The sequence below is a fragment of the Micromonospora xinjiangensis genome (assembly GCF_056150165.1).
On sequence record NZ_JAXCFO010000009.1, the window covers coordinates 43,533 to 62,476 of the forward strand.

An 18,944-nucleotide genomic window follows, 5' to 3' on the forward strand; every position below is an offset into this window, starting at 1 on the left:
GAAAAGCGGGGTCCCCCGCACGGCGGAGACGGTCAGCCGCCGGGGCGCACCACTCCGTGCTCGTACGCGAAGACCACCGCCTGGACCCGGTCGCGCAGGCCCAGCTTGGCCAGCACCCGGCTCACGTGCGTCTTCACCGTCGCCTCGCCGAGGTGCAGGTCGGTGGCGATCTCCGCGTTGCTGGCGCCCCGGGCCAGCAGCACCAGGACCTCGCGCTCCCGGGGGGTCAGCTCGTCCAGCGCCGCCGCGCCCGCCGCCGCGGCGCCCGGGCCGGACGCGTCGCCGGGGCGGGCGAAGGTGGCGATCACCCGTCGGGTGATCTCCGGGGCGAGTAGCCCGTCCCCGCGGGCCACCACCCGGATGGCCTCGACCAACGCCTCCGGGGTGCCGTTCTTGAGCAGGAAACCGCTCGCCCCGGCGCGGAGCGCGGCGAAGAGGTAGTCGTCCCGGTCGAAGGTGGTGAGCATCAGCACGGCGGGACCGGCGGGCGCGCCGCCCTCGGCGATCCGCCGGGTGGCCTCCAGACCGTCGACCCCGGGCATCTCCACGTCCATGAGCACCACGTCGGGGTGCAGCGCCCGGGTCATGCTCACGGCACGCTCGCCGTCGGCCGCCTCACCGACGACCTCGATGTCGTCCTCGACCTCGAGGATGACGCGGAACCCGGTGCGCACCAGGTGCTGGTCGTCGGCGAGGAGTACGCGGATCGGGCGGTCCGTCGCGGCCGTGCCGCCCGCTGCGGCCCCGTCGGCGTACGGCCCGCTCATGCCGGCTCCGCCACGGGCACGGGTACGGGGAAGCGGGCGCGTACCCGCCAGCCGCCGCCGGAGCGGGGACCGGCCTCCAGCACGCCGTCGTGGGTGGCGACCCGCTCGCGCATGCCGACCAGGCCCATGCCGTCCGGGTTCGGCGGGCGGGTCGGCCGCCCGTCGTCGGTCACGTCGACCTCGACCTCCGTGGCCAGGTACCGCAGGCGCACGTCGAGGGCGCTCGCCCCGCTGGCGTGCTTGAGCACGTTGGTGACCCCTTCCTGGACGACCCGGTACACCGCCTGGGACACGGACTCGGGGAGCGGCACCGCGTCCCCGTACACGCCGAAGGTGGCCCGCAGCCCGGCGTCGCGTGCCCGCTCGACCACCGCGGCGACCCGGTCGATCCCGGCCGGTGGCTCGACGCGCTCCGGCGTGCCCTCGCCCGCGCGCAGGACGCCGAGCATACGGCGCAGCTCGTCCACGGCGGTGCGGGCGGTCTCCTCGATGGCGGTCAGCGCCGTGCGGGCCTTGCCCGGGTCCCGGTCGAAGACCCGCCGGCAGGCCGAGGCCTGCACCCCCATCACGGAGACGTGGTGGGCGACCACGTCGTGCAGCTCACGCGCGATCCGTACCCGCTCACCCATCACCGCCCGGCCGCGCGCCTCGGCCTGCGACCGGCGCAGCTCCGCCGCCTGCTCGGCCAGCTCGTGCTGCCGCCGGGCGGCCAGCCAGGCGGTCTCCCCGAAGAAGTACGCGAAGCCGAAGAAGAGCCCGTTGACCAGCACCCCGCTCACGATGGCGGCGAGCACCGGCGGCACCGGCCCGACCGCGTCGGCGAACGCGTCCTCCGGGATGCTGCCGACGGTGACCGCGTAGTAGACGCCGAGCCAGGCGAACATGGTGACGATGACGCCGACGCGCACCCGTCGGGACAGCCGCCGGTCCGGGCCCCAGGCGCCGAGCGCGTAGATGGCGGCGAAGAGGGCGTACGAGGAGAGCTGCGTCTCCGGGGCGGAGCGGGCCTGGGCGGCGATGTAGGTGGCCGAGACGACCAGGGTGGTGGTGGTCGGGAAGCGTCGTCGCCAGATCAGCGGCAGCGTCACCGCCACGGTCCAGAAGAGCTGTTCCGGCCCGGACGGCGGCGGCCCGAGCAGGAAGGCGCCCGTGCTGCGGGTCAGCGTCAGGCTGAACAGGGCCAGCACGGTCACGGCGAGCCCGGCGTAGAGGTCGAGGCGGCGCTGCTCCGGCGTGGGGCCGGGGCGGTGCCAGGCGTCGTCGCGCGTCGGGGTGTTCACCTGGTCAAGGATGACACCCCGGCGGCCGTCGCCGTCCCGGCGCACGGCCGGGGCGGGCGCCGCGAGGGCGCGGTGGGGTGTGACGGCCGGGTCAGCCGGCGAAGGGCTCGGGGCCGAAGCGACCCCAGGCCACGAAGACGGCCAGGGCGAGATAGACCAGGTCGGCCAGGATCGTCGCCCGCTCGCCCCGGCGCAGGCGCACCGTGGCCGCACCCAGGAACAGCGCCGCCACGCAGGTGGCGGTCACCGGCACCAGCACCGGCGCGACGCCGAGCGCGGCGGGCAGGATCAGACCCGCCGCGGCGAGGAGTTCGAGGGTGCCGATGACCCGCAGGGCGGTGGGGCTGAAGTCCATGACCCATTCGCCGGGGTGGCCCACCGACGCGATCTTCTCCCGGGGCACGAACATCTTCGAGGTGCTGACCAGCAGGACGGCGGCGAGCAACCCGGCGACGATCCACAGCACGGTGTGCAGTGTGAGGTTCACGGCGTTCTCCTTGCGACTGGCGGGGCAGGGGCCGTCCGCGCCGACGCGATTCGTCCGCGCGGGTTCCGACGCTCATGGAGATGCCGGTGCCCCGGCCGCCGTGACAGCCCCGTGGTGTGGTCCGCGTCACCGCCGCGGTCGAGCCGCGCGGGTTGGTCGCCGGCCCCGCGGACGTCGCATGGTCGCGGCCCGGCACCCGAAGGGGTGCCGGGCCGCGACGCTCGTGCGGTCAGTGCCGGTTGCGGTACGCCTTGATCGCGCTGTCGGCGATGTCCCAGAGCGTGACCAGGACCGTGCCGACCACCACGATCGTGGCGACGGTGTTCAGGTTCTCCGCGCGCCCGAGCCACTCCCAACGGTTCACGAAGTCGGGGTTGAGCAGCCGGTCGGTCGACATCAGCCAGATCACCGGCACCGCGAAGGCGAGGTCGAGCACCGCGTTCACGGCGACGAGCGGCCACGTCCACCGCCCGGCCCGGTACTTGGCGATCTCCAGGCCGACGGTGGCGACGAGCACGGCGATCAGGAACGGCAGCCAGAAGCTCCACAGCGCCGGGTCGAGGATCGGCAGGTTCTCCCCGTCGTCGGTCGGGACGAACGAGTGGAAGTGCTGGATCGGCAGGTACGCGATGAACAGCACCAGCCAGCCGATCGCCGCGGCCACGTCGACCAGGCTGATCTGCCGGTTGACGTTGTCCTCGGGGAGCTGGTCGACGGTCCACGCCGGCAGGTTCAGGCTGGTGTTGGTCCGCTCGAGCACCGCGAAGACCAGGGTGACCCAGAAGGCGATCTGGATGGCGACCTCCAGCGCGGTGGCGACGCCCGCGCCGACCGCGCCACCCGGGTTCTCCCCGTCGGTGGCGTCCAGCAGGCCGACGATGATCCCGACCAGGGCTGGGACGAAGCTGAGCAGCAGCTTCATGAGCCGTTCCCAGGCCAGGTAGTAGGTGGGGCCGATGAGCTGGAGGCGACGGTCGGCGTAGCGGGCGGCGAGCTGTGCCGGGTTGCCCAGCTCGGTGAGGACCTCGCGTTCGGCCGTCTCGGCGTCGCGCCCCTCGGCCCGCCGGCCGTCGATCATGTCCTCGATCGAGCCGCGCAGCTCGGTCGCGATCTCCTCGCGGCGGGCGGCGGGCACCGCCCGCAGGGTGGCGGCGAGGTAGCGGTCGGTCAGAGAGGTCATCGCTGCACTCCTTCGATCAGCGTGGTGAGGGATGTCTGTACGGCGGCCAGGTCGTCGAGGAGCCGGCGGAGCACCGTCTCGCCCTCGTCGCTGGTCCGGTAGAACTTGCGCGGCCGGCTCTCCTCGGTGTTCCACTCGCTGGTCAGCAGCCCCTGTTCCTCCAGGCGGCGCAGCAGCGGGTAGAGCGTGTTCGCGTCCACCGGAAAGCCGTGCCCGGTGAGCCGTTGCAGCAGTGCGTAGCCGTAGTCGGGACGACGCAGCGCGATCAGGCTCGCCACCACGACAGTGCCCCGACGTAGCTCCTGGAGGTGGATCCGGAGTGTCTCGTCGCTGCCCATGCGTCACACCATACTGTGTGGCACACACTGTTGTCCACCGCCACATCGTCGTGCAGGTCTCAACCATCGCCCGTTGCTGATTCTCTGGAGCGCCAGGAAAGTCGGGCGTGCCGTGTTCGAGGGCGTCGATCGGTGCCGGGAACTGTGGGTGCGCTTTCTGAGGCGGTCGTTCCCTGATCGCGGTCCGCGGTCGGCAGCTCCTTGCGTGCGCGCCCCTCGCTAGGCGGTGTCTTCAAAGGATCTTGGTGTCGGATGATGTAGCGCGTGGGTCGTCGCTACGAGTTGTCTGACGTCGAGTGGGAAGCGCTGTCGCGGTACCTGCCGTCGGCGGTGACCGGTGGTCGGCCGCGGGCTGATGACCGGCGGGTGCTCAACGGGATCGTGTGGAAGATCCGGGCCGGGGCGGCGTGGCGGGACGTGCCCGCCCGCTACGGATCGTGGCAGTCAATCTATACCCGTTTCCGCAGGTGGGCGCTTGATGGGACGTTCGAGCGGATGCTCGCCGGGGTCCAGGCCGACGCGGACGCGGCTGGGGACATCGACTGGTTGGTGTCGGTGGACTCGACCATCGTGCGCGCCCACCAGCATGCCGCGGGCGCTAAAGGGGGACCTACGAAACGGACGAACCACAGGATCACGCCCTCGGTCGATCTCGAGGTGGACTGACCACCAAGATTCACCTCGCCTGCGACGGCCTCGGCCGCACGTTGGCGTTTGTGCTCTCCGGCGGCAACGTCAACGACTGCACCCGCTTCACCCACGTCATGGCCGCCATCCGGGTCGGACGCTCGGGCCCTGGCCGGCCTCGGGTCCGACCGGAGCACGTCATCGCCGACAAGGGCTACAGCACCAAAGCGATCAGGGCCGACCTGCGCCGGCGAGGCATCGGGCACACGATCCCCGAACGCGCCGACCAGCAAGCCAACCGCCGCCGACGAGGCAGCCGAGGCGGCCGGCCACCGGCGTTCGACAAGCAGCTCTACAAGCGCCGCAACGTCGTCGAACGCTGCTTCAATCGGCTCAAGCAGTGCCGCAGCGTCGCGACTCGTTACGACAAGACCGCCACGTCTTACCGGGCCACGGTCACCATCGCCGCGCTACTGCAGTGGTTGTAAAGCTTTGAAGACACGGCCTAGGACGAAACGCTCTCAATCGACACTGCCCCTCCGCGCAGCGGTGTGGCTGAGGGTTATCACGTGTGCCGGTGACGCCCTGCGTGTCTTCGGCGAGCCCGTAATCCTCGTCGACGTACGCCAGGTCAACGTGCGTCGGACTGTTGCCGATGCTCACCGTCGATCGTCTTCCTGGCCGCTCGCAAACGATCGAGAGACAGCCGGGACGATTTCAGCGTCCCAGAAGGAGGCTTGGAGTCACGAGCTCCAGTACCGAACGGTTCCGGTGGCGCGGATTACCGATTAAATGGCCCAAGTCGGGGCGGGAATCGGGGTCGGCACCGGAGAAGGACGGATTTGTGGGCCGCGTCCCCGGCTGCTGGGATGGCGGATCAGGAACCGGCGCGTTCCAGGGCCGCGTTGACCGTGGTCGCCGCCCGGACGCCCGCCGTCGGGCTGTCCAGGTCGTCGATGGCCGCGCCGAACACCTCGGCACCAACCCGGACCAGGCCACCCTTGTCCACCAACAGCCGGGTGAGCGGATCCAACGGCAGTTCGCCGTCACCGGGAAAACGACGGAACCGGCCCTCGCCGTAGAGCGTCTCGGCCTGCGGTGCGCTGAGCGCGTCGGCCAACTGCAGTCCGGTGAGCCGGTCGCCCGGAATGTCGGGTAGCAGGTCGAGGGCAGCCCGAGGGTCGGCGGAGCCCTTGAGCAGGTGCCAGCTGTCGATCATCAGGGTGCCGTTCGGTCGGTCGGCGCGACGGACGATGTCCCAGGCGGACGCCAGGTCCGGAATTCCCCAGAACGGCACGAACTCCAGTTCGACCCGGATGCCCCGCTCGGCGGCCCGGTCGCAGAACGCCGCGAAGGCGGCGACAAGATCGTCTGCCGGTACGGCGCCGCGGTCGAACGCTCCGGCGGCGAGGATCGAGTCCATGCCGGCGGCCTCGGCCAGGTCGAGAATCTGGGTGTCGGAAAAGTTGAACCGTTCCCGCAGCGGGGCAGCCATGTCGGAGCCGTACCAGACAGGTGCCCAGCTGGTCGCGCCGTCGAGTTGGGCCAGGCGTACGCCGTGGCCGGCGACCTCGGCGGAGAGCTGCGCCGGGTCGCGTCCGCCATCCAACAGATCTTGGATCATCGGCGGACTGAGCGCGACGGCGGTGAACCCGCCGGCCCGGGCGGCTTCCAGGACCGCCGGCAACCCGCGCCCGGCAAGGCTGCCGGGCCAGAAGATCAGCTCCACCATCCGTCCGGTCACCGTGCACCCGCCACGTCCGGGTCGACCAGGCTGGTGATGACCGCCGCCAGGTCGTCGGGCTTCTCCTCGGGAATCCAGTGCCCGGCCTCAGAGATGATCTCCACCCGGGCGTTTACGGCGATCTCGGAGGCCATCGCCTCCAATGCCGACGGCACGGCGGTCACCCCGCTCGCGACCACCACGACCGGGATGTCCAGCCGGCCCTCGGCCAGCGCCGCCCGGTTGTCCGCGCTGTCCTGGCCGAGCGCCCGGTACATCTCCAGACCGGCACGGAGCGCACCGGGTGCCCGGTACGCGGCGGCGTAGGCGTCGATGTCCTCCGCGCTGATCGCGGACCGGTCGTAGATGCGGGACGAGACGAAGTAGTCGATGTACTCACGCTCCCGCCCACTGATCAGCAGGTGCGCCACGTCCACGTTCGAGTGGAACGGAATGTGCCAGGTACGGGGGTTGGCGGCGAGGCTGTCGCCCAGCTCCGTGCCGGGCAGTGGTGCGTCGACGGTGACAAGACCGGCGACCTCGTCCCGGTAGCGCAGCGCGTACGCGAAGCCGACGTACGCGCCCAGGTCGTGCCCGCAGATCAGCACCGGACCGCCGGGTCCCGCCTGCTCGACGATGCCGTGCAGGTCGGCGGCGAGGGTGGCTTTGTCGTAGCCCTGCGCCGGCCCGGGGAAGCCACCCAGGCCGCGCAGATCAGGCGCGATCACCCGGAATCGGGTAGCCAGCCGCGCGATGAGGGGCATCCACTCGCGGGAGGTCTGCGGAAATCCATGGATGAGAAGCAGGATCGGGCCGTCGCCCGCGGTGAGGTAATGGTGGGCGACACCCTCCACGGTCGCCCGGTGGTGGCGGATGCCGGCATTCTGTACCACGTGACGCCCCTCCGTGCTGGCCAGGTTGGTGACCGGTTTCGACCGGTGGGGTGGCGCACTCCCCGGTGCCCCGCCCCCATACCCGCCACGGAACCCGGTACGCCTGAGACGGAGCGTGAGCGGGCTCGACCGGATACCGGAGCCCGCCTCCTTTGGGACCGCGAATAACGGCTAATCGACACGATCAAGGGAGAGGCGCCGCGACGTGACGTAACAACGGCTTATCGAGGCTGCTCATGTGAGCACACTCAGATCGGCCGCCGCAAGCTGAAGCGATCGGAGTTCGGTCTCTGGCTCATTTGGGACCGGAGTGGCTTTCGTGAGCGAGACGAAGGCCACGGGTCTCGGCGCGGACGGTGGAGCCCCGGAGTTGACCTCGGTAGGGTGGGTCCCGGTCGGCTCCGACCGCGCAAGATCCACAGCTGGGGGGCGCCACGCATGGGCGATTCGTTCGCGCATCTGCACGTACACACCGAGTACTCGATGCTCGACGGAGCGGCCCGGCTCAAGGACCTGTTCGCCGAGGTCAGCCGGCAGGGCATGCCGGCGGTCGCGATGACCGACCACGGCAACATGCACGGCGCGAACGACTTCTACAAGCAGGCGATGGCCGCCGGGGTCAAGCCGATCCTCGGCATCGAGGCGTACGTGGCGCCGGAGTCCCGCTTCCACAAGCAGCGGGTGCGGTGGGGCCGGCCCGAGCAGAAGAGCGACGACGTCTCCGGCAGCGGCGGCTACACCCACATGACCATCTGGGCGCGGAACAAGGTCGGCCTGCACAACCTCTTCAAGCTCACCAGCCGGTCGTACACCGAGGGGTTCTTCGTCAAGTGGCCGCGGATGGACGCCGAGCTGCTCGCGGAGAACGCCGACGGGCTGATGGCCACCACCGGCTGCCCATCGGGCGAGGTGCAGACCCGGCTGCGGCTGGGCCAGTACGACGAGGCGCTGAAGGCCGCCGCGAGGTACCAGGAGATCTTCGGCAAGGAGAACTACTTCCTGGAGATCATGGACCACGGCATCGACATCGAGCGCCGGGTCCGTGACGGGCTGCTCGACATCAGCCGCAAGCTCGACATCCCCCCGGTGGTCACCAACGACTCCCACTACACCCACGAGGCGCAGGCCGAGGCGCACGACGTGCTGCTCTGCGTGCAGACCGCGGCGAACGTCAGCGACCCGAACCGGTTCAGGTTCGACGGCAGCGGCTACTACATCAAGTCCGCCGACGAGATGCGCGCCGTCGACTCGTCCGAGATCTGGCTGGAGGGCTGCCGCAACACGCTGCTGGTGGCCGAGAAGGTCGACCCGGCCGGCATGTTCGAGTTCCGCAACCTCATGCCCCGCTTCCCGGTCCCGGAGGGGGAGACCGAGGAGTCCTGGTTCCGCAAGGAGACCTTCAAGGGCCTCCAGCGGCGGTTCCCCGGGGGCGTGCCGGAGACCCACCTCAAGCAGGCCGAGTACGAGCTGGGCGTCATCATCCAGATGGGCTTCCCGTCGTACTTCCTCGTGGTCGCCGACTTCATCCAGTGGGCGAAGAGCCAGGGGATCGCCGTGGGCCCGGGCCGTGGCTCGGCCGCCGGCTCGCTCGTGGCGTACGCCCTGGGCATCACCGACCTCGACCCGTTGCCGCACGGCCTGATCTTCGAGCGCTTCCTGAACCCGGAGCGGGTCTCGATGCCGGACGTCGACATCGACTTCGACGAGCGCCGGCGCGGCGAGGTCATCAAGTACGTCACCGAGAAGTGGGGCGAGGACAAGGTCGCGCAGATCGCCACCTTCGGCACGATCAAGGCGAAGGCCGCGATCAAGGATTCGGCCCGGGTGCTGGGCTACCCGTACGCGGTGGGCGACCGGATCACCAAGGCGATGCCGCCCGCCGTGATGGGCAAGGACATCCCGCTGTCGGGCATCTTCGACCCGAAGCACCCGCGCTACGCGGAGGCCGGCGAGATCCGCGGCCTGTACGAGTCGGACCCGGACGTCAAGAAGGTCATCGACACCGCGCGCGGCATCGAGGGGCTGATCCGGCAGACCGGCGTGCACGCCGCCGGCGTCATCATGTCCGCCGAGCCGATCATCGAGCACATCCCGCTGATGCGGCGGGACGCCGACGGGGCCATCATCACGCAGTTCGACTACCCGACGTGCGAGTCGCTCGGGCTGCTGAAGATGGACTTCCTCGGCCTGCGCAATCTGACGATCATCGACGACGCGCTGAAGAACATCGAGAGCAACCACGGCCGCACGGTCGACCTGCTCCAGCTCCCGCTCGACGACAAGCCGACGTACGAGCTGCTGGCCCGGGGCGACACGCTCGGCGTCTTCCAGCTCGACGGCGGGCCGATGCGCTCGCTGCTGCGGCTCATGAAGCCCGACAACTTCGAGGACATCTCCGCCGTCCTCGCCCTCTACCGGCCCGGCCCCATGGGCGCCAACTCGCACACCAACTACGCGCTGCGCAAGAACGGGCTCCAGGAGATCACCCCGATCCACCCGGAGCTGGCCGAGCCCCTGGAGGAGATCCTCGGTCCCACCTACGGCCTGATCGTCTACCAGGAGCAGGTGCAGCGCGCCGCGCAGAAGCTCGCCGGCTACAGCCTCGGCCAGGCCGACCTGCTGCGCCGGGCCATGGGCAAGAAGAAGAAGGAGGTCCTCGACAAGGAGTTCGTGCCGTTCCGCGACGGCATGCGGGCCAACGGCTACTCCGACGAGGCCATCCAGACACTGTGGGACATCCTCGTCCCCTTCGCCGACTACGCGTTCAACAAGGCGCACACCGCCGGCTACGGCCTCGTGTCGTACTGGACCGCGTACCTCAAGGCGAACTACCCGGCCGAGTACATGGCCGCGCTGCTCACCTCGGTGGGCGACGACAAGGACAAGATGGCGCTCTACCTGTCGGAGTGCCGCCGGATGGGCATCCAGGTGCTGCCGCCGGACGTGAACACCTCCGCCGGGCCGTTCACCCCGGTCGGCAGGGACATCCGCTTCGGCCTGGCGGCGATCCGCAACGTCGGCGCGAACGTGGTGGCGGCCATCATGCGCTGCCGCGAGGAGAAGGGCTCCTACACCGACTTCTACGACTTCCTGTCCAAGGTGGACGCGGTGGTCTGCAACAAGAAGACCATCGAATCGCTGATCAAGGCCGGCGCGTTCGACTCGATGGGGCACCCGCGCAAGGGCCTGCTCGCCGTGCACGCAGACGCCATCGACGCGTACGCGGACGTGAAGCGCAAGGAGGCCGTCGGCCAGTACGACCTCTTCGGCGCGGGCTTCGGCGAAGCCGACAAGGGCACCAGCACCACGGTGATGCCGGTGATCGGCGAGGGGGAGTGGGACAAGCGGGACAAGCTCGCCTTCGAACGCGAGATGCTCGGCCTCTACGTCTCCGACCACCCGCTGTTCGGCCTGGAGCACATCCTCAACGCGGCGGCGGACACCACCATCGCCGCGCTCGCCGAGGAGGGCGCCGTGCCCGACGGGGCGGTGGTCACCCTCGCCGGGATCCTCTCCGGCGTGCAGCGCCGGGTCACCAAGCAGGGCCGGGCCTGGGCGTCGGCCACCCTCGAAGACCTCGCCGGTGGAGTGGAGACGCTGTTCTTCCCCAACACCTACGAGGTCATCGGGCAGTACATCGCCGAGGACGCGATCGTGGTGGTCAAGGGGCGGGTCGACCGCCGCGACGACACCCCGCGCATCATGGCGATGGACATGTCCATGCCGGACGTCAGTGCCAGCGCGGCGAACAAGCCGGTCACGCTCACCATCCCGGTCACCCGCTGCACGCCGCCGCTGGTCGAGCGCCTCAAGGAGACCCTGGTGCTGCACCCGGGCGACGCCGAGGTGCACGTCAAGCTGCTCAACGGCAGCAAGACGACCACGCTGCGCCTCGGCCCGTTCCGGGTGGCCGCCACCACGGCGCTCATGGCCGACCTGAAGAGCGTCCTCGGCCCCGCGAACGTCAGCTGACGAGTCCACGCGCTGGTGGCGCCGCTGGTTCAGGGAAGTAGGTGCCTCCGCACCGGGTCGAGGCCACTACTTCCGTAAACCAGCGTGATCTCGCGCCGCGGCGGTGCCGCGTGGTACCGCGGTCGCGGTGGCTGGGCTCCGCGGGCGGCGCGGGCCGCCGACGGCGGATTGGCCGTCCACGGGGGACGCCGGTCTGGCTAGCGTCGAACGCATGGAACTCGACGAGGCGCAGAAGCTGTGGCAGCCGGAGCCCGGCTGGCTGAACACCGCGAGCTACGGGCTGCCGCCCGAGCCGGCCTGGACCGCGTTGCAGGACGCGTTGGCCGACTGGCGGGTCGGGCGGACATCCTGGGAAGGGTGGGGCGAGTCCGTCGACCGGTCCCGTGTCGCCTTCGCCCAGCTGATCGGGGGCGTGCCCGCGCGGGACGTGGCGATCGGCGCCAGCGCCTCCCAGCTGCTCGCGCCCGTGGCGGCGGCACTGCCGGCCGGCGCCACCGTCGTGGTGCCCGAGGTCGAGTTCACCTCGAACCTCTTTCCGTGGCTGGCGCAGGCCGTGCGCGGGGTCGAGGTGCGCACCGTGCCGCTCGCGAAGCTCGTCGACGCGATCGACGCCGACACCGACCTGGTGGCGTTCAGCCTCGTGCAGTCCGCCGACGGCACCATCGCCCCGTACGACGACATCGTGGCCGCGGCCCGGGCGCACGGCGCGCTCGTCGCGGTCGACGCCACCCAGGCCGCCGGCTGGCTGCCGTTCGACGGTTCGCGCGCCGACGTGGTCGTGGCCGCGGCGTACAAGTGGCTGATGGGGCCGCGCGGCGTCGCCCTGGCCTACCTCGCGCCGGAGATGCGCGACCGCATGCGGCCCGACGCCGCCGGCTGGTACGCCGGCGACGACCCGCACGACTCCTACTACGGTCCGCCGCTGCGGCTGGCCGACGACGCCCGCCGGTTCGACATCTCCCCGGCCTGGTTCAACTGGGTCGGCCTGGCTCCGGCGCTGGACCTGCTGTTGGAGGTCGGGCTGCCGGCGGTCCGCGCGCACGACGTGGCGCTGGCCAACCGGCTGCTCACCGGGCTCGGCCGACCGCCGGGGGAGAGCGCCATCGTGACCGTCGAGGTGCCCGGCGCGCAGGAGAAGCTTGCCCGGGCCGGCGTGCGGGCCGCGGTCCGCGCCGGTCGGGTGCGAGCCTCGTTCCACCTCTACACCACGGAGGCGGACGTCGATCTGGCCCTCGACGCCCTGCGGGGCTGACCGGTCCCGCCCGTCCGGCGGCCCGCCGGACGGGCGCCCGGCCCCGTGGGTGCCACACATGTGAGCCCGCATCGACGCGTGTCAGTCGTTGGAGGTGACCCTGTCGCCTCGGTGCCGCCACCGCCCCGGGTGGTGTCCGCACCCGGTTCGACACATGGGAATATGTGGACCATCGACATGGATCGACCCGTGTGGCCGGCCGTACGTTTCCTGAACGCGACGGCCATGTGACCACGGTCACCCATCCGACCGTCGCCGAGAGACGTCGGAGGACATGGCGATGGCCGGGCAAGCGCTCCTGTCGGCTCGCGGGCTGACCCGCGACTTCCGGGGCTTCCGGGCGGTGGACGGCGTCGACCTCGACGTCGCGCCCGAGAGCGTCCACGCCCTCGTGGGCCCCAACGGCGCCGGCAAGACCACCCTGTTCAACCTGCTCACCGGGTTCCTACGCCCCACCGGAGGGCGCATCGAGCTGGCCGGGCGGGACGTCACCGGGCTGCCTCCGGAGCAGGTGGCCCGTCTCGGTGTGGCCCGCTCCTTCCAGATCACCAGCCTCTTCCCCCAGCTCACCGCACAGGAGCACGTGGAGCTGGCGCTCCAGTCGCCGAGCGGCCTGGGCTGGCGGTTCTGGCGTTCGGCGAAGCTGATGCGCCGCTACCACGACCGGGCCGCCGACCTGCTCGACATGGTCGGGCTCACCGAACTCGCCCGGGCGCCCGCCGAGGCGCTGGCGTACGGGCGCAAGCGGGCCCTCGAACTGGCCATCGCGCTCGCGCTGGACCCGAAGGTGCTGCTGCTCGACGAGCCGACCGCCGGCATGGGTCTGGAGGACGTCGACCGGACCGTCGAGCTGATCGCCCGGGTGCGTGCGGGCCGGACGGTGGTGATGGTCGAGCACAACATGAGCGTGGTCGGCCGGCTCGCCGACACCGTCACCGTGCTCCAGGCCGGCAAGGTCCTCGTCGAGGGCCCGTACGACGAGGTCCGCGCCGACGAGCGGGTCATCACCGCCTACCTGGGAGCCGCCGATGCTGCGCATTGAGAACCTGTCCGCCTGGTACGGCGAGGCGCGGGTGCTGCGGGACGCGAGCCTCGACGTCGGCGCGGGCGAGGTCGTCACGCTGGTCGGGCGCAACGGCGCCGGCAAGTCGACGCTGCTGCGCTGCGTCATGGGCCTGCACACGGGGCAGCGCGGCACGGTGGAGCTGGACGGCCGGGACGTCGGCCGGCTACCAGCGCACCGGCGGGCGCGCCTCGGGCTCGGCTGGGTGCCGGACGACCGCGGCAGCTACGCCACGCTGAGCGTCGCCGAGAACCTCACGCTCCCGCCGACCGTCGGGCCCGATCCGTGGTCCCTGGAGCGGGTGTACGAGGCGTTCCCCGCCCTCTACTCCCGGCGGGACTCGGCGGCCACGCACCTCTCCGGCGGCGAGCAGCAGATGCTCGCCCTGGCCCGGGTGCTGCGCATGGGCGCCCGGCTGCTGCTCTGCGACGAACCCACCGAGGGGCTCTCCCCGCTGCTGGTGCAGCAGGTCGGCGACCTGCTGCGCGAGGCCAAGCGCCACGGGGTGACCGTGCTCCTGGTCGAGCAGAACCTGCACTTCGCCACCGGCGTCGCCGACCGGCACTACCTGCTGGCCGAGGGGCGCGTGGTGGAGGCGATGGACAACTCCGAGGTGCGCTCGCGGGAGCGCGAGCTGCTGTCGTACCTCGGGATCTGATGTCGGAGCTGACCCGCGCGTCACGCGCGGATGGAGGGAAAAGGCATGCGTAGGACCGTGGGTGTGGCCGCGGCGTCGGCCGTGGTGCTGCTGGCCGCCGGCTGCGGCGGCGGTGGCCCCCAGTCGGGGGGCGACCAGAGGCTGACCGGCGACAAGATCGTGTTGGGCGTGCTGAACGACCAGTCCGGCGCGTACTCCGAGCTCTCCGGCAAGAACTCGGTCACGGCCGTGGAGATGGCGGTGGCCGACTTCAAGGCCAAGCACGGCGATCGGGCGGTGACGAAGAACATCACCGTGGAGACCGCCGACCACCAGAACAAGCCGGACATCGCCAACACCAAGGCCGCCGAGATGTACGACCGCAAGGGCGTCGACCTCATCCTCGACGTGCCCACCTCGTCGGCCGCGGAGAAGGTGGCCGACGTGGCGAAGGAGAAGCAGAAGCTCTACTTCAACATCGGCGCGGCGACCACCACGCTCACCGGCGCGAAGTGCAACAAGTACACGTTCCACTACGCGTACGACACGTACATGCTGGCCAACGGCACCGGCCGGAGCACCACCGAGCAGGGCGCCAAGAACTGGTACGTGCTCTACCCGAACTACCAGTTCGGCCAGGACATGGAGAAGAGCTTCTCCCGCGCGATCGAGGCCGCCGGCGGCAAGGTGGTCGGTCGGGACGCCGCGCCCTTCCCGAACACCACCGGTGACTACTCCACGTTCCTGCTCAAGGCGCCGACCCTCGACCCGAAGCCGGACGTGCTCGGCACCATGCAGGCCGGCGCCGAGCTGGTGAACGTCGTCAAGCAGTACAACGAGTTCAAGCTGCGCGACAAGGGCGTCGGCCTGGCGGTGGGGCTCATGTTCCTCACCGACATCCACTCGCTGACCCCGGCGGCGCTGGCCGGCACCACGTACACCGACGCCTGGTACTGGAACTTCGACGCGCGCAACCGCGAGTTCGCCGACCGGTTCCAGAAGGAGACGGGTGCCCGTCCGACGTTCGCGCACGCCGCCAACTACTCGGCCGCCACCCAGTACCTGGAGGCGGTGCAGGCGGCCGGCACCGACGACGCCGACACCATCGTCGAGGCGCTGGAGGGCAAGACGGTCGAGGACGTCTTCCTGCGCAACGGCAAGATCCGTGCCGAGGACCACCGGGTCGTGCACGACGCGTACCTGGCCCAGGTCAAGCCGCAGGCCGAGGTCACCGAGCCGTGGGACTACGTGAAGGTGCTGAAGACCATTCCGGCGGCGGAGGCGTTCGCCGCCCCGTCCCCGGACTGCACGCTGTGACAGGCTTCCTGCAGAACACGTTCAACGGGTTGGTGAGCGGGGCGTTCTACGCCCTGCTCGCCCTCGGGCTCGCCGTCATCTTCGGCATGCTGCGGGTGGTGAACTTCGCCCACGGCGCCTTCTACATGCTCGGCGCGTTCGGGGCGTACGTGCTGCTCACCGAGGCGGGCGTGCCGTTCTGGGCGGCGCTGGTGATCATGCCGGTCGGTCTGGGGCTGGTCGGCATGGCCCTGGAGCGCGCGTTCATCCACCGGCTCACCCGCCTCGACCCGCTCTACAACTTCCTGCTCACGTTCGGCCTCACGCTGATCCTCCAGGACCTGGTGAAGCTGCGGTACGGCGTCCAGTCCAGCCCGTACGCCACCCCCTCCGCCCTGAGCGGCTCGGTCGACTTCGGGCTCTTCGACTTCCCGACGTACCGGGTCTTCATCCTCGGTTTCGCCGTGCTGGTCTGCGTCGCGGTGTGGTGGGTGCTGACCCGGACCCGGGTGGGCATGGTCGTCCGCGCCGCCACCGAACGGCCGGAGCTCACCCGGGCGTTCGGCATCGACGTCGGGCGCTGGGTGACCCCCGTCTTCGGCTTCGGCATCGCGCTCGCCGGTCTCGCCGGCGTGCTCGCCGCCCCGATGCGGGCCGTGAACCCGCTGATGGGCGCCGACCTCATCATCGTGGTCTTCGCGGTGGTGGTCATCGGCGGGCTGGGCTCGATCTTCGGATCGGTGGCCGCCGGCTTCGGCATCGGTCTCGTGCAGGCCTGGGGCGAGGCGTACCTCTCGGACTTCCCGATCGTCTCCCAGACGATCGTGTTCATCGTGATGGCCGTCGTGCTGCTCTGGCGCCCGGCCGGGCTCTTCGGCCGTGAGGAGGCGCCGGCATGACCAGCACCGTCGACACCCCGGCCGAGGCGGGCCGCCCGGCGCCGCCGTCCGGCCTGGTCGCGGTCTCCCGCGCGCCCGGCTGGGTCCGGTACGCGCTGCTCGGTGTCGGCCTCGCCGCCGCGCTCTGGCTGCCCAACGGGCTCTACCCGGCGGTGGCCGTGGACATCCTCTGCTGGGCGCTCTTCGCGGTGGCCGTGGACCTGCTGCTCGGCTTCACCGGGCTGATGTCCTTCGGGCACGCCGCGTTCTGGGGCACCTCCGCGTACGTCACGGGGCTCGTCGCGATCCACGCCGGCCTGCCGTTCCCCGCCGCCGTGCTGACCGGGGCGCTCGCCGCCGCGGCGCTCGCCGTGCCGATCGGCTACCTGGCGGTGAAGCGGACCGGCATCTACTTCGCGATGGTGACCCTCGCGTTCGCGCAGATGGTCTACTACGTGGCCAACGAGTGGCGCTCGGTCACCCGGGGCGAGAACGGTCTGCAGGGCGTGCCGCGGGAGTTGTTCGGGCTGGACCTGAGCGACGACTACTACTTCTACTACGCCATCCTGCCGGTGGTGCTGCTCGGCCTGGCGGCCGCGTGGCGGATCGTGCACTCGCCGTTCGGCCGGGTGCTCGTCGGGATCCGGGACAATCCGGCCCGTGCGCGGGCGCTGGGGTATCCCGTGCACCGCTACAAGCTGACCGCGTTCGTGCTCTCCGGCTTCATCGCCGGGCTGGGCGGCGGACTCTTCGCGGTCGGGCACCGCTTCGTCTCCCTCGACGTGCTGCACTGGACGACCTCCGGCAAGGCGGTCATCGTCGTGGTGCTGGGCGGGATCGGCACGCTCTGGGGCGGGGTGCTCGGCGCGGCCCTCGTCGTACGGCTGGAGGACTGGCTGTCGTTCTCCGGCTTCGAGGCGATCGGGCTGGTCACCGGCGGCATCTTCGTCCTCGTCGTGCTGCTGTTCCGGCGCGGCATCTGGGGGACCGCGGCCGACCTCGTCCGGCGCTGGGCCGCCCGCCGGAAGTGAACCGGCGAGCGCCGGAGGCGACCAGTCAGGGCGGCCCCGCGCCGCTCGTGGTCGCCTCCGGCCGGTGGAGACAAACCGTCCGCACTCCTACGGTGAGCGACGGCACGAATACCGTAAGTAACGAAACACGGGTGGGGCCGTTACACACCGAAACGGAAACCCGACTAGGATCCAGGCCACTATGGTCATCCAGCGTATCCGCCGGTTCGCCGCCGACGTGCCGGCAGATCAAGCCGCTCGGCCGCGGACCGTCCTGCCGAACTGGCTCCTCGTCCCCGGTCTGGTCGTGCTCGGCGTCTCGCTGGCGGCCTACGTCGCCTTCGTGCGCGACTTCCCGTTCCGCGCGACGGACTTCAACATGTACCTCGGCGCGGCCCACGCGTTCCTGGAGGGGCAGCCGGTCTACCAGCTCGGGTACACGACGCTGAACCTGCCCTACACCTATCCGCCCGTCACGCTGCCGTTCCTGGTCCCGCTGACCTGGTTCGACGACCGTGTCGCCCTCTACCTGTGGAGCGGGCTGGGCATGCTGGCCATGCTCGCCGTCCTGTGGTTCACCACCAAGATCCTCCGGTACGAGGGCACCCCCGGTCGTCTCGGCCTCGTCGCCGCCATCGGCGGGGTGCTGCTGTGGACCGAGCCGCTGCACCGCAACTTCGACCTCGGCCAGATCAACATCTTCGTCATGCTCCTGGTCGTGGCGGACCTCGCGCTCTCCGACCGCAGCCGGTTCAAGGGCATCGGCATCGGCGCCGCGACCGCCACCAAGCTGCTGCCCGGCCTCTTCGTCGTCTACCTGCTGCTCACGCGACGGATCCGGGCCGCCTTCGTGGCGGCGGGCACGTTCGTCGTGCTCACGATCCTGGGCGCGATCATCCAGCCGCACGGCTCCTTCGACTACTGGCTGGCCGGCCGGGCGTTCGACTCGAGCCGGGTGCTGATGACCTCCGGCCCGCGCTACGGCGGCAACCAGTCGCTCCAGGGCTTCGTCGCGCGAGTGCTGGAGACGGACCAGGCGAACACCGTCTGGTGGATGCTCTCCGTGGTCGTCGTCGCGGTGGCCGGCCTCGCCCTCGCGACGGCGCTCCAGCGGCAGGGCGAGGAGGCCATGGCCTTCGTGATCGTGGCCCTCACCATGCTCCTCATCTCGCCGGTCAGCTGGTCGCACTACTGGGTCTGGATCGGGCCGATGGCCGTCGTGCTCGTCGACCTGGTGCGTCGCGCGCAGGGCGTCGTGGCGCGCGTCGTCACCGGTGCCGTCGCGGTCGGCGCGATTCTGCCGTTCCTCCTCTGGCCGGGTCGGTGGAGGGGCGAGCTTGTCCCCCGGGGCCTGATCTGGAAGGCGGGCCACCTGGACGGGCTGCTCCAGCGGTTCGCGGTCGATCCCTACGTGCCGCCGGTGCTGGTGCTCTTCGTGCTCGCCGCGCTGTGGCTGTACCTGCGGCACCGTGCCGGCCGGACGTCCGTGCCGGCCGCCGGCGTCGCCCAATCATGATCATTCGCTACTGCCGACCCCGGTT

General features: G+C 70.8%; 15 protein-coding genes and 1 pseudogene. 9 read left to right on the forward strand and 7 right to left on the reverse strand.

What is annotated here, in order from left to right:
- Positions 1-32: 32 nt before the first annotated feature.
- The 5 genes from SM573_RS26365 to SM573_RS26385 form a co-directional block, all read right to left on the reverse strand.
- The gene (locus tag SM573_RS26365) at positions 33-767 is read right to left on the reverse strand and encodes a response regulator (protein ID WP_474615042.1); all 735 of its coding nucleotides are present in this window, start codon (positions 765-767) and stop codon (positions 33-35) included.
- Entirely contained in the window at positions 764-2,047 is a 1,284-nt protein-coding gene (locus SM573_RS26370) for a sensor histidine kinase (RefSeq protein ID WP_474615043.1), read from the reverse strand. The genes SM573_RS26365 and SM573_RS26370 overlap by 4 nt, the downstream gene beginning before the upstream one ends.
- A 91-nt stretch (positions 2,048-2,138) precedes the next feature.
- Positions 2,139-2,534, reverse strand: a complete 396-nt coding sequence (locus tag SM573_RS26375) for a DoxX family protein (RefSeq protein WP_474617312.1) — start codon at positions 2,532-2,534, stop codon at positions 2,139-2,141.
- A 229-nt stretch (positions 2,535-2,763) separates the two neighbouring features.
- Positions 2,764-3,714 carry a permease prefix domain 1-containing protein gene (locus tag SM573_RS26380; protein ID WP_474617313.1) on the reverse strand — a complete coding sequence of 317 codons (951 nt, stop codon included), beginning with the start codon at positions 3,712-3,714 and terminating at the stop codon, positions 2,764-2,766.
- Complete coding sequence (locus tag SM573_RS26385) at positions 3,711-4,052, reverse strand: PadR family transcriptional regulator (protein WP_474615046.1); 342 nt, start codon at positions 4,050-4,052, stop codon at positions 3,711-3,713. Before SM573_RS26385 ends, SM573_RS26380 begins: the two co-directional genes overlap by 4 nt.
- 264 nt (positions 4,053-4,316) lie before the next feature.
- Here SM573_RS26385 and SM573_RS26390 point away from each other — a divergent pair.
- Positions 4,317-5,167: pseudogene (locus tag SM573_RS26390) on the forward strand (IS5 family transposase).
- Positions 5,168-5,556: 389 nt separating this feature from the next.
- Here the strand turns inward: SM573_RS26390 and SM573_RS26395 are convergent.
- Together SM573_RS26395 and SM573_RS26400 are read right to left on the reverse strand one after the other, a co-directional pair.
- Complete coding sequence (locus SM573_RS26395; RefSeq protein ID WP_474615047.1) at positions 5,557-6,423, reverse strand: sugar phosphate isomerase/epimerase family protein; 867 nt, start codon at positions 6,421-6,423, stop codon at positions 5,557-5,559.
- Positions 6,420-7,295, reverse strand: coding sequence for an alpha/beta fold hydrolase (locus SM573_RS26400; protein ID WP_474617314.1), 876 nt, complete (start codon positions 7,293-7,295; stop codon positions 6,420-6,422). The genes SM573_RS26395 and SM573_RS26400 overlap by 4 nt, the downstream gene beginning before the upstream one ends.
- A gap of 438 nt (positions 7,296-7,733) precedes the next feature.
- Here SM573_RS26400 and dnaE point away from each other — a divergent pair, with 438 nt between their 5' ends.
- The 8 genes from dnaE to SM573_RS26440 all read left to right on the forward strand — a co-directional run bounded on the left by dnaE (position 7,734) and on the right by SM573_RS26440 (position 18,919).
- Entirely contained in the window at positions 7,734-11,267 is a 3,534-nt protein-coding gene (gene dnaE / locus SM573_RS26405; RefSeq protein WP_474615049.1) for a DNA polymerase III subunit alpha, read from the forward strand.
- Between the two features lie 211 nt (positions 11,268-11,478).
- Positions 11,479-12,519, forward strand: a complete 1,041-nt coding sequence (locus tag SM573_RS26410; protein WP_474615050.1) for an aminotransferase class V-fold PLP-dependent enzyme — start codon at positions 11,479-11,481, stop codon at positions 12,517-12,519.
- 280 nt (positions 12,520-12,799) lie between these two features.
- On the forward strand, positions 12,800-13,561 hold the full coding sequence (locus tag SM573_RS26415; protein WP_474615051.1) for an ABC transporter ATP-binding protein: 762 nt from the start codon (positions 12,800-12,802) through the stop codon (positions 13,559-13,561).
- Positions 13,548-14,240 (forward strand): ABC transporter ATP-binding protein, encoded by a 693-nt coding sequence (locus SM573_RS26420; protein ID WP_474615052.1) that lies wholly within the window; start codon positions 13,548-13,550, stop codon positions 14,238-14,240. Before SM573_RS26415 ends, SM573_RS26420 begins: the two co-directional genes overlap by 14 nt.
- 45 nt (positions 14,241-14,285) lie before the next feature.
- Positions 14,286-15,536: an ABC transporter substrate-binding protein gene (locus SM573_RS26425; protein ID WP_474615053.1), complete on the forward strand. Its 1,251-nt coding sequence runs from the start codon at positions 14,286-14,288 to the stop codon at positions 15,534-15,536.
- A complete protein-coding gene (locus SM573_RS26430; RefSeq protein ID WP_474615054.1) occupies positions 15,533-16,414 on the forward strand; it encodes a branched-chain amino acid ABC transporter permease in 882 nt (293 codons plus the stop codon). The genes SM573_RS26425 and SM573_RS26430 overlap by 4 nt, the downstream gene beginning before the upstream one ends.
- Positions 16,411-17,424, forward strand: coding sequence for a branched-chain amino acid ABC transporter permease (locus SM573_RS26435; protein WP_474615055.1), 1,014 nt, complete (start codon positions 16,411-16,413; stop codon positions 17,422-17,424). Before SM573_RS26430 ends, SM573_RS26435 begins: the two co-directional genes overlap by 4 nt.
- 181 nt (positions 17,425-17,605) lie before the next feature.
- The gene (locus SM573_RS26440; RefSeq protein ID WP_474615056.1) at positions 17,606-18,919 is read left to right on the forward strand and encodes a glycosyltransferase 87 family protein; all 1,314 of its coding nucleotides are present in this window, start codon (positions 17,606-17,608) and stop codon (positions 18,917-18,919) included.
- The last annotated feature ends 25 nt before the right edge of the window (positions 18,920-18,944 follow it).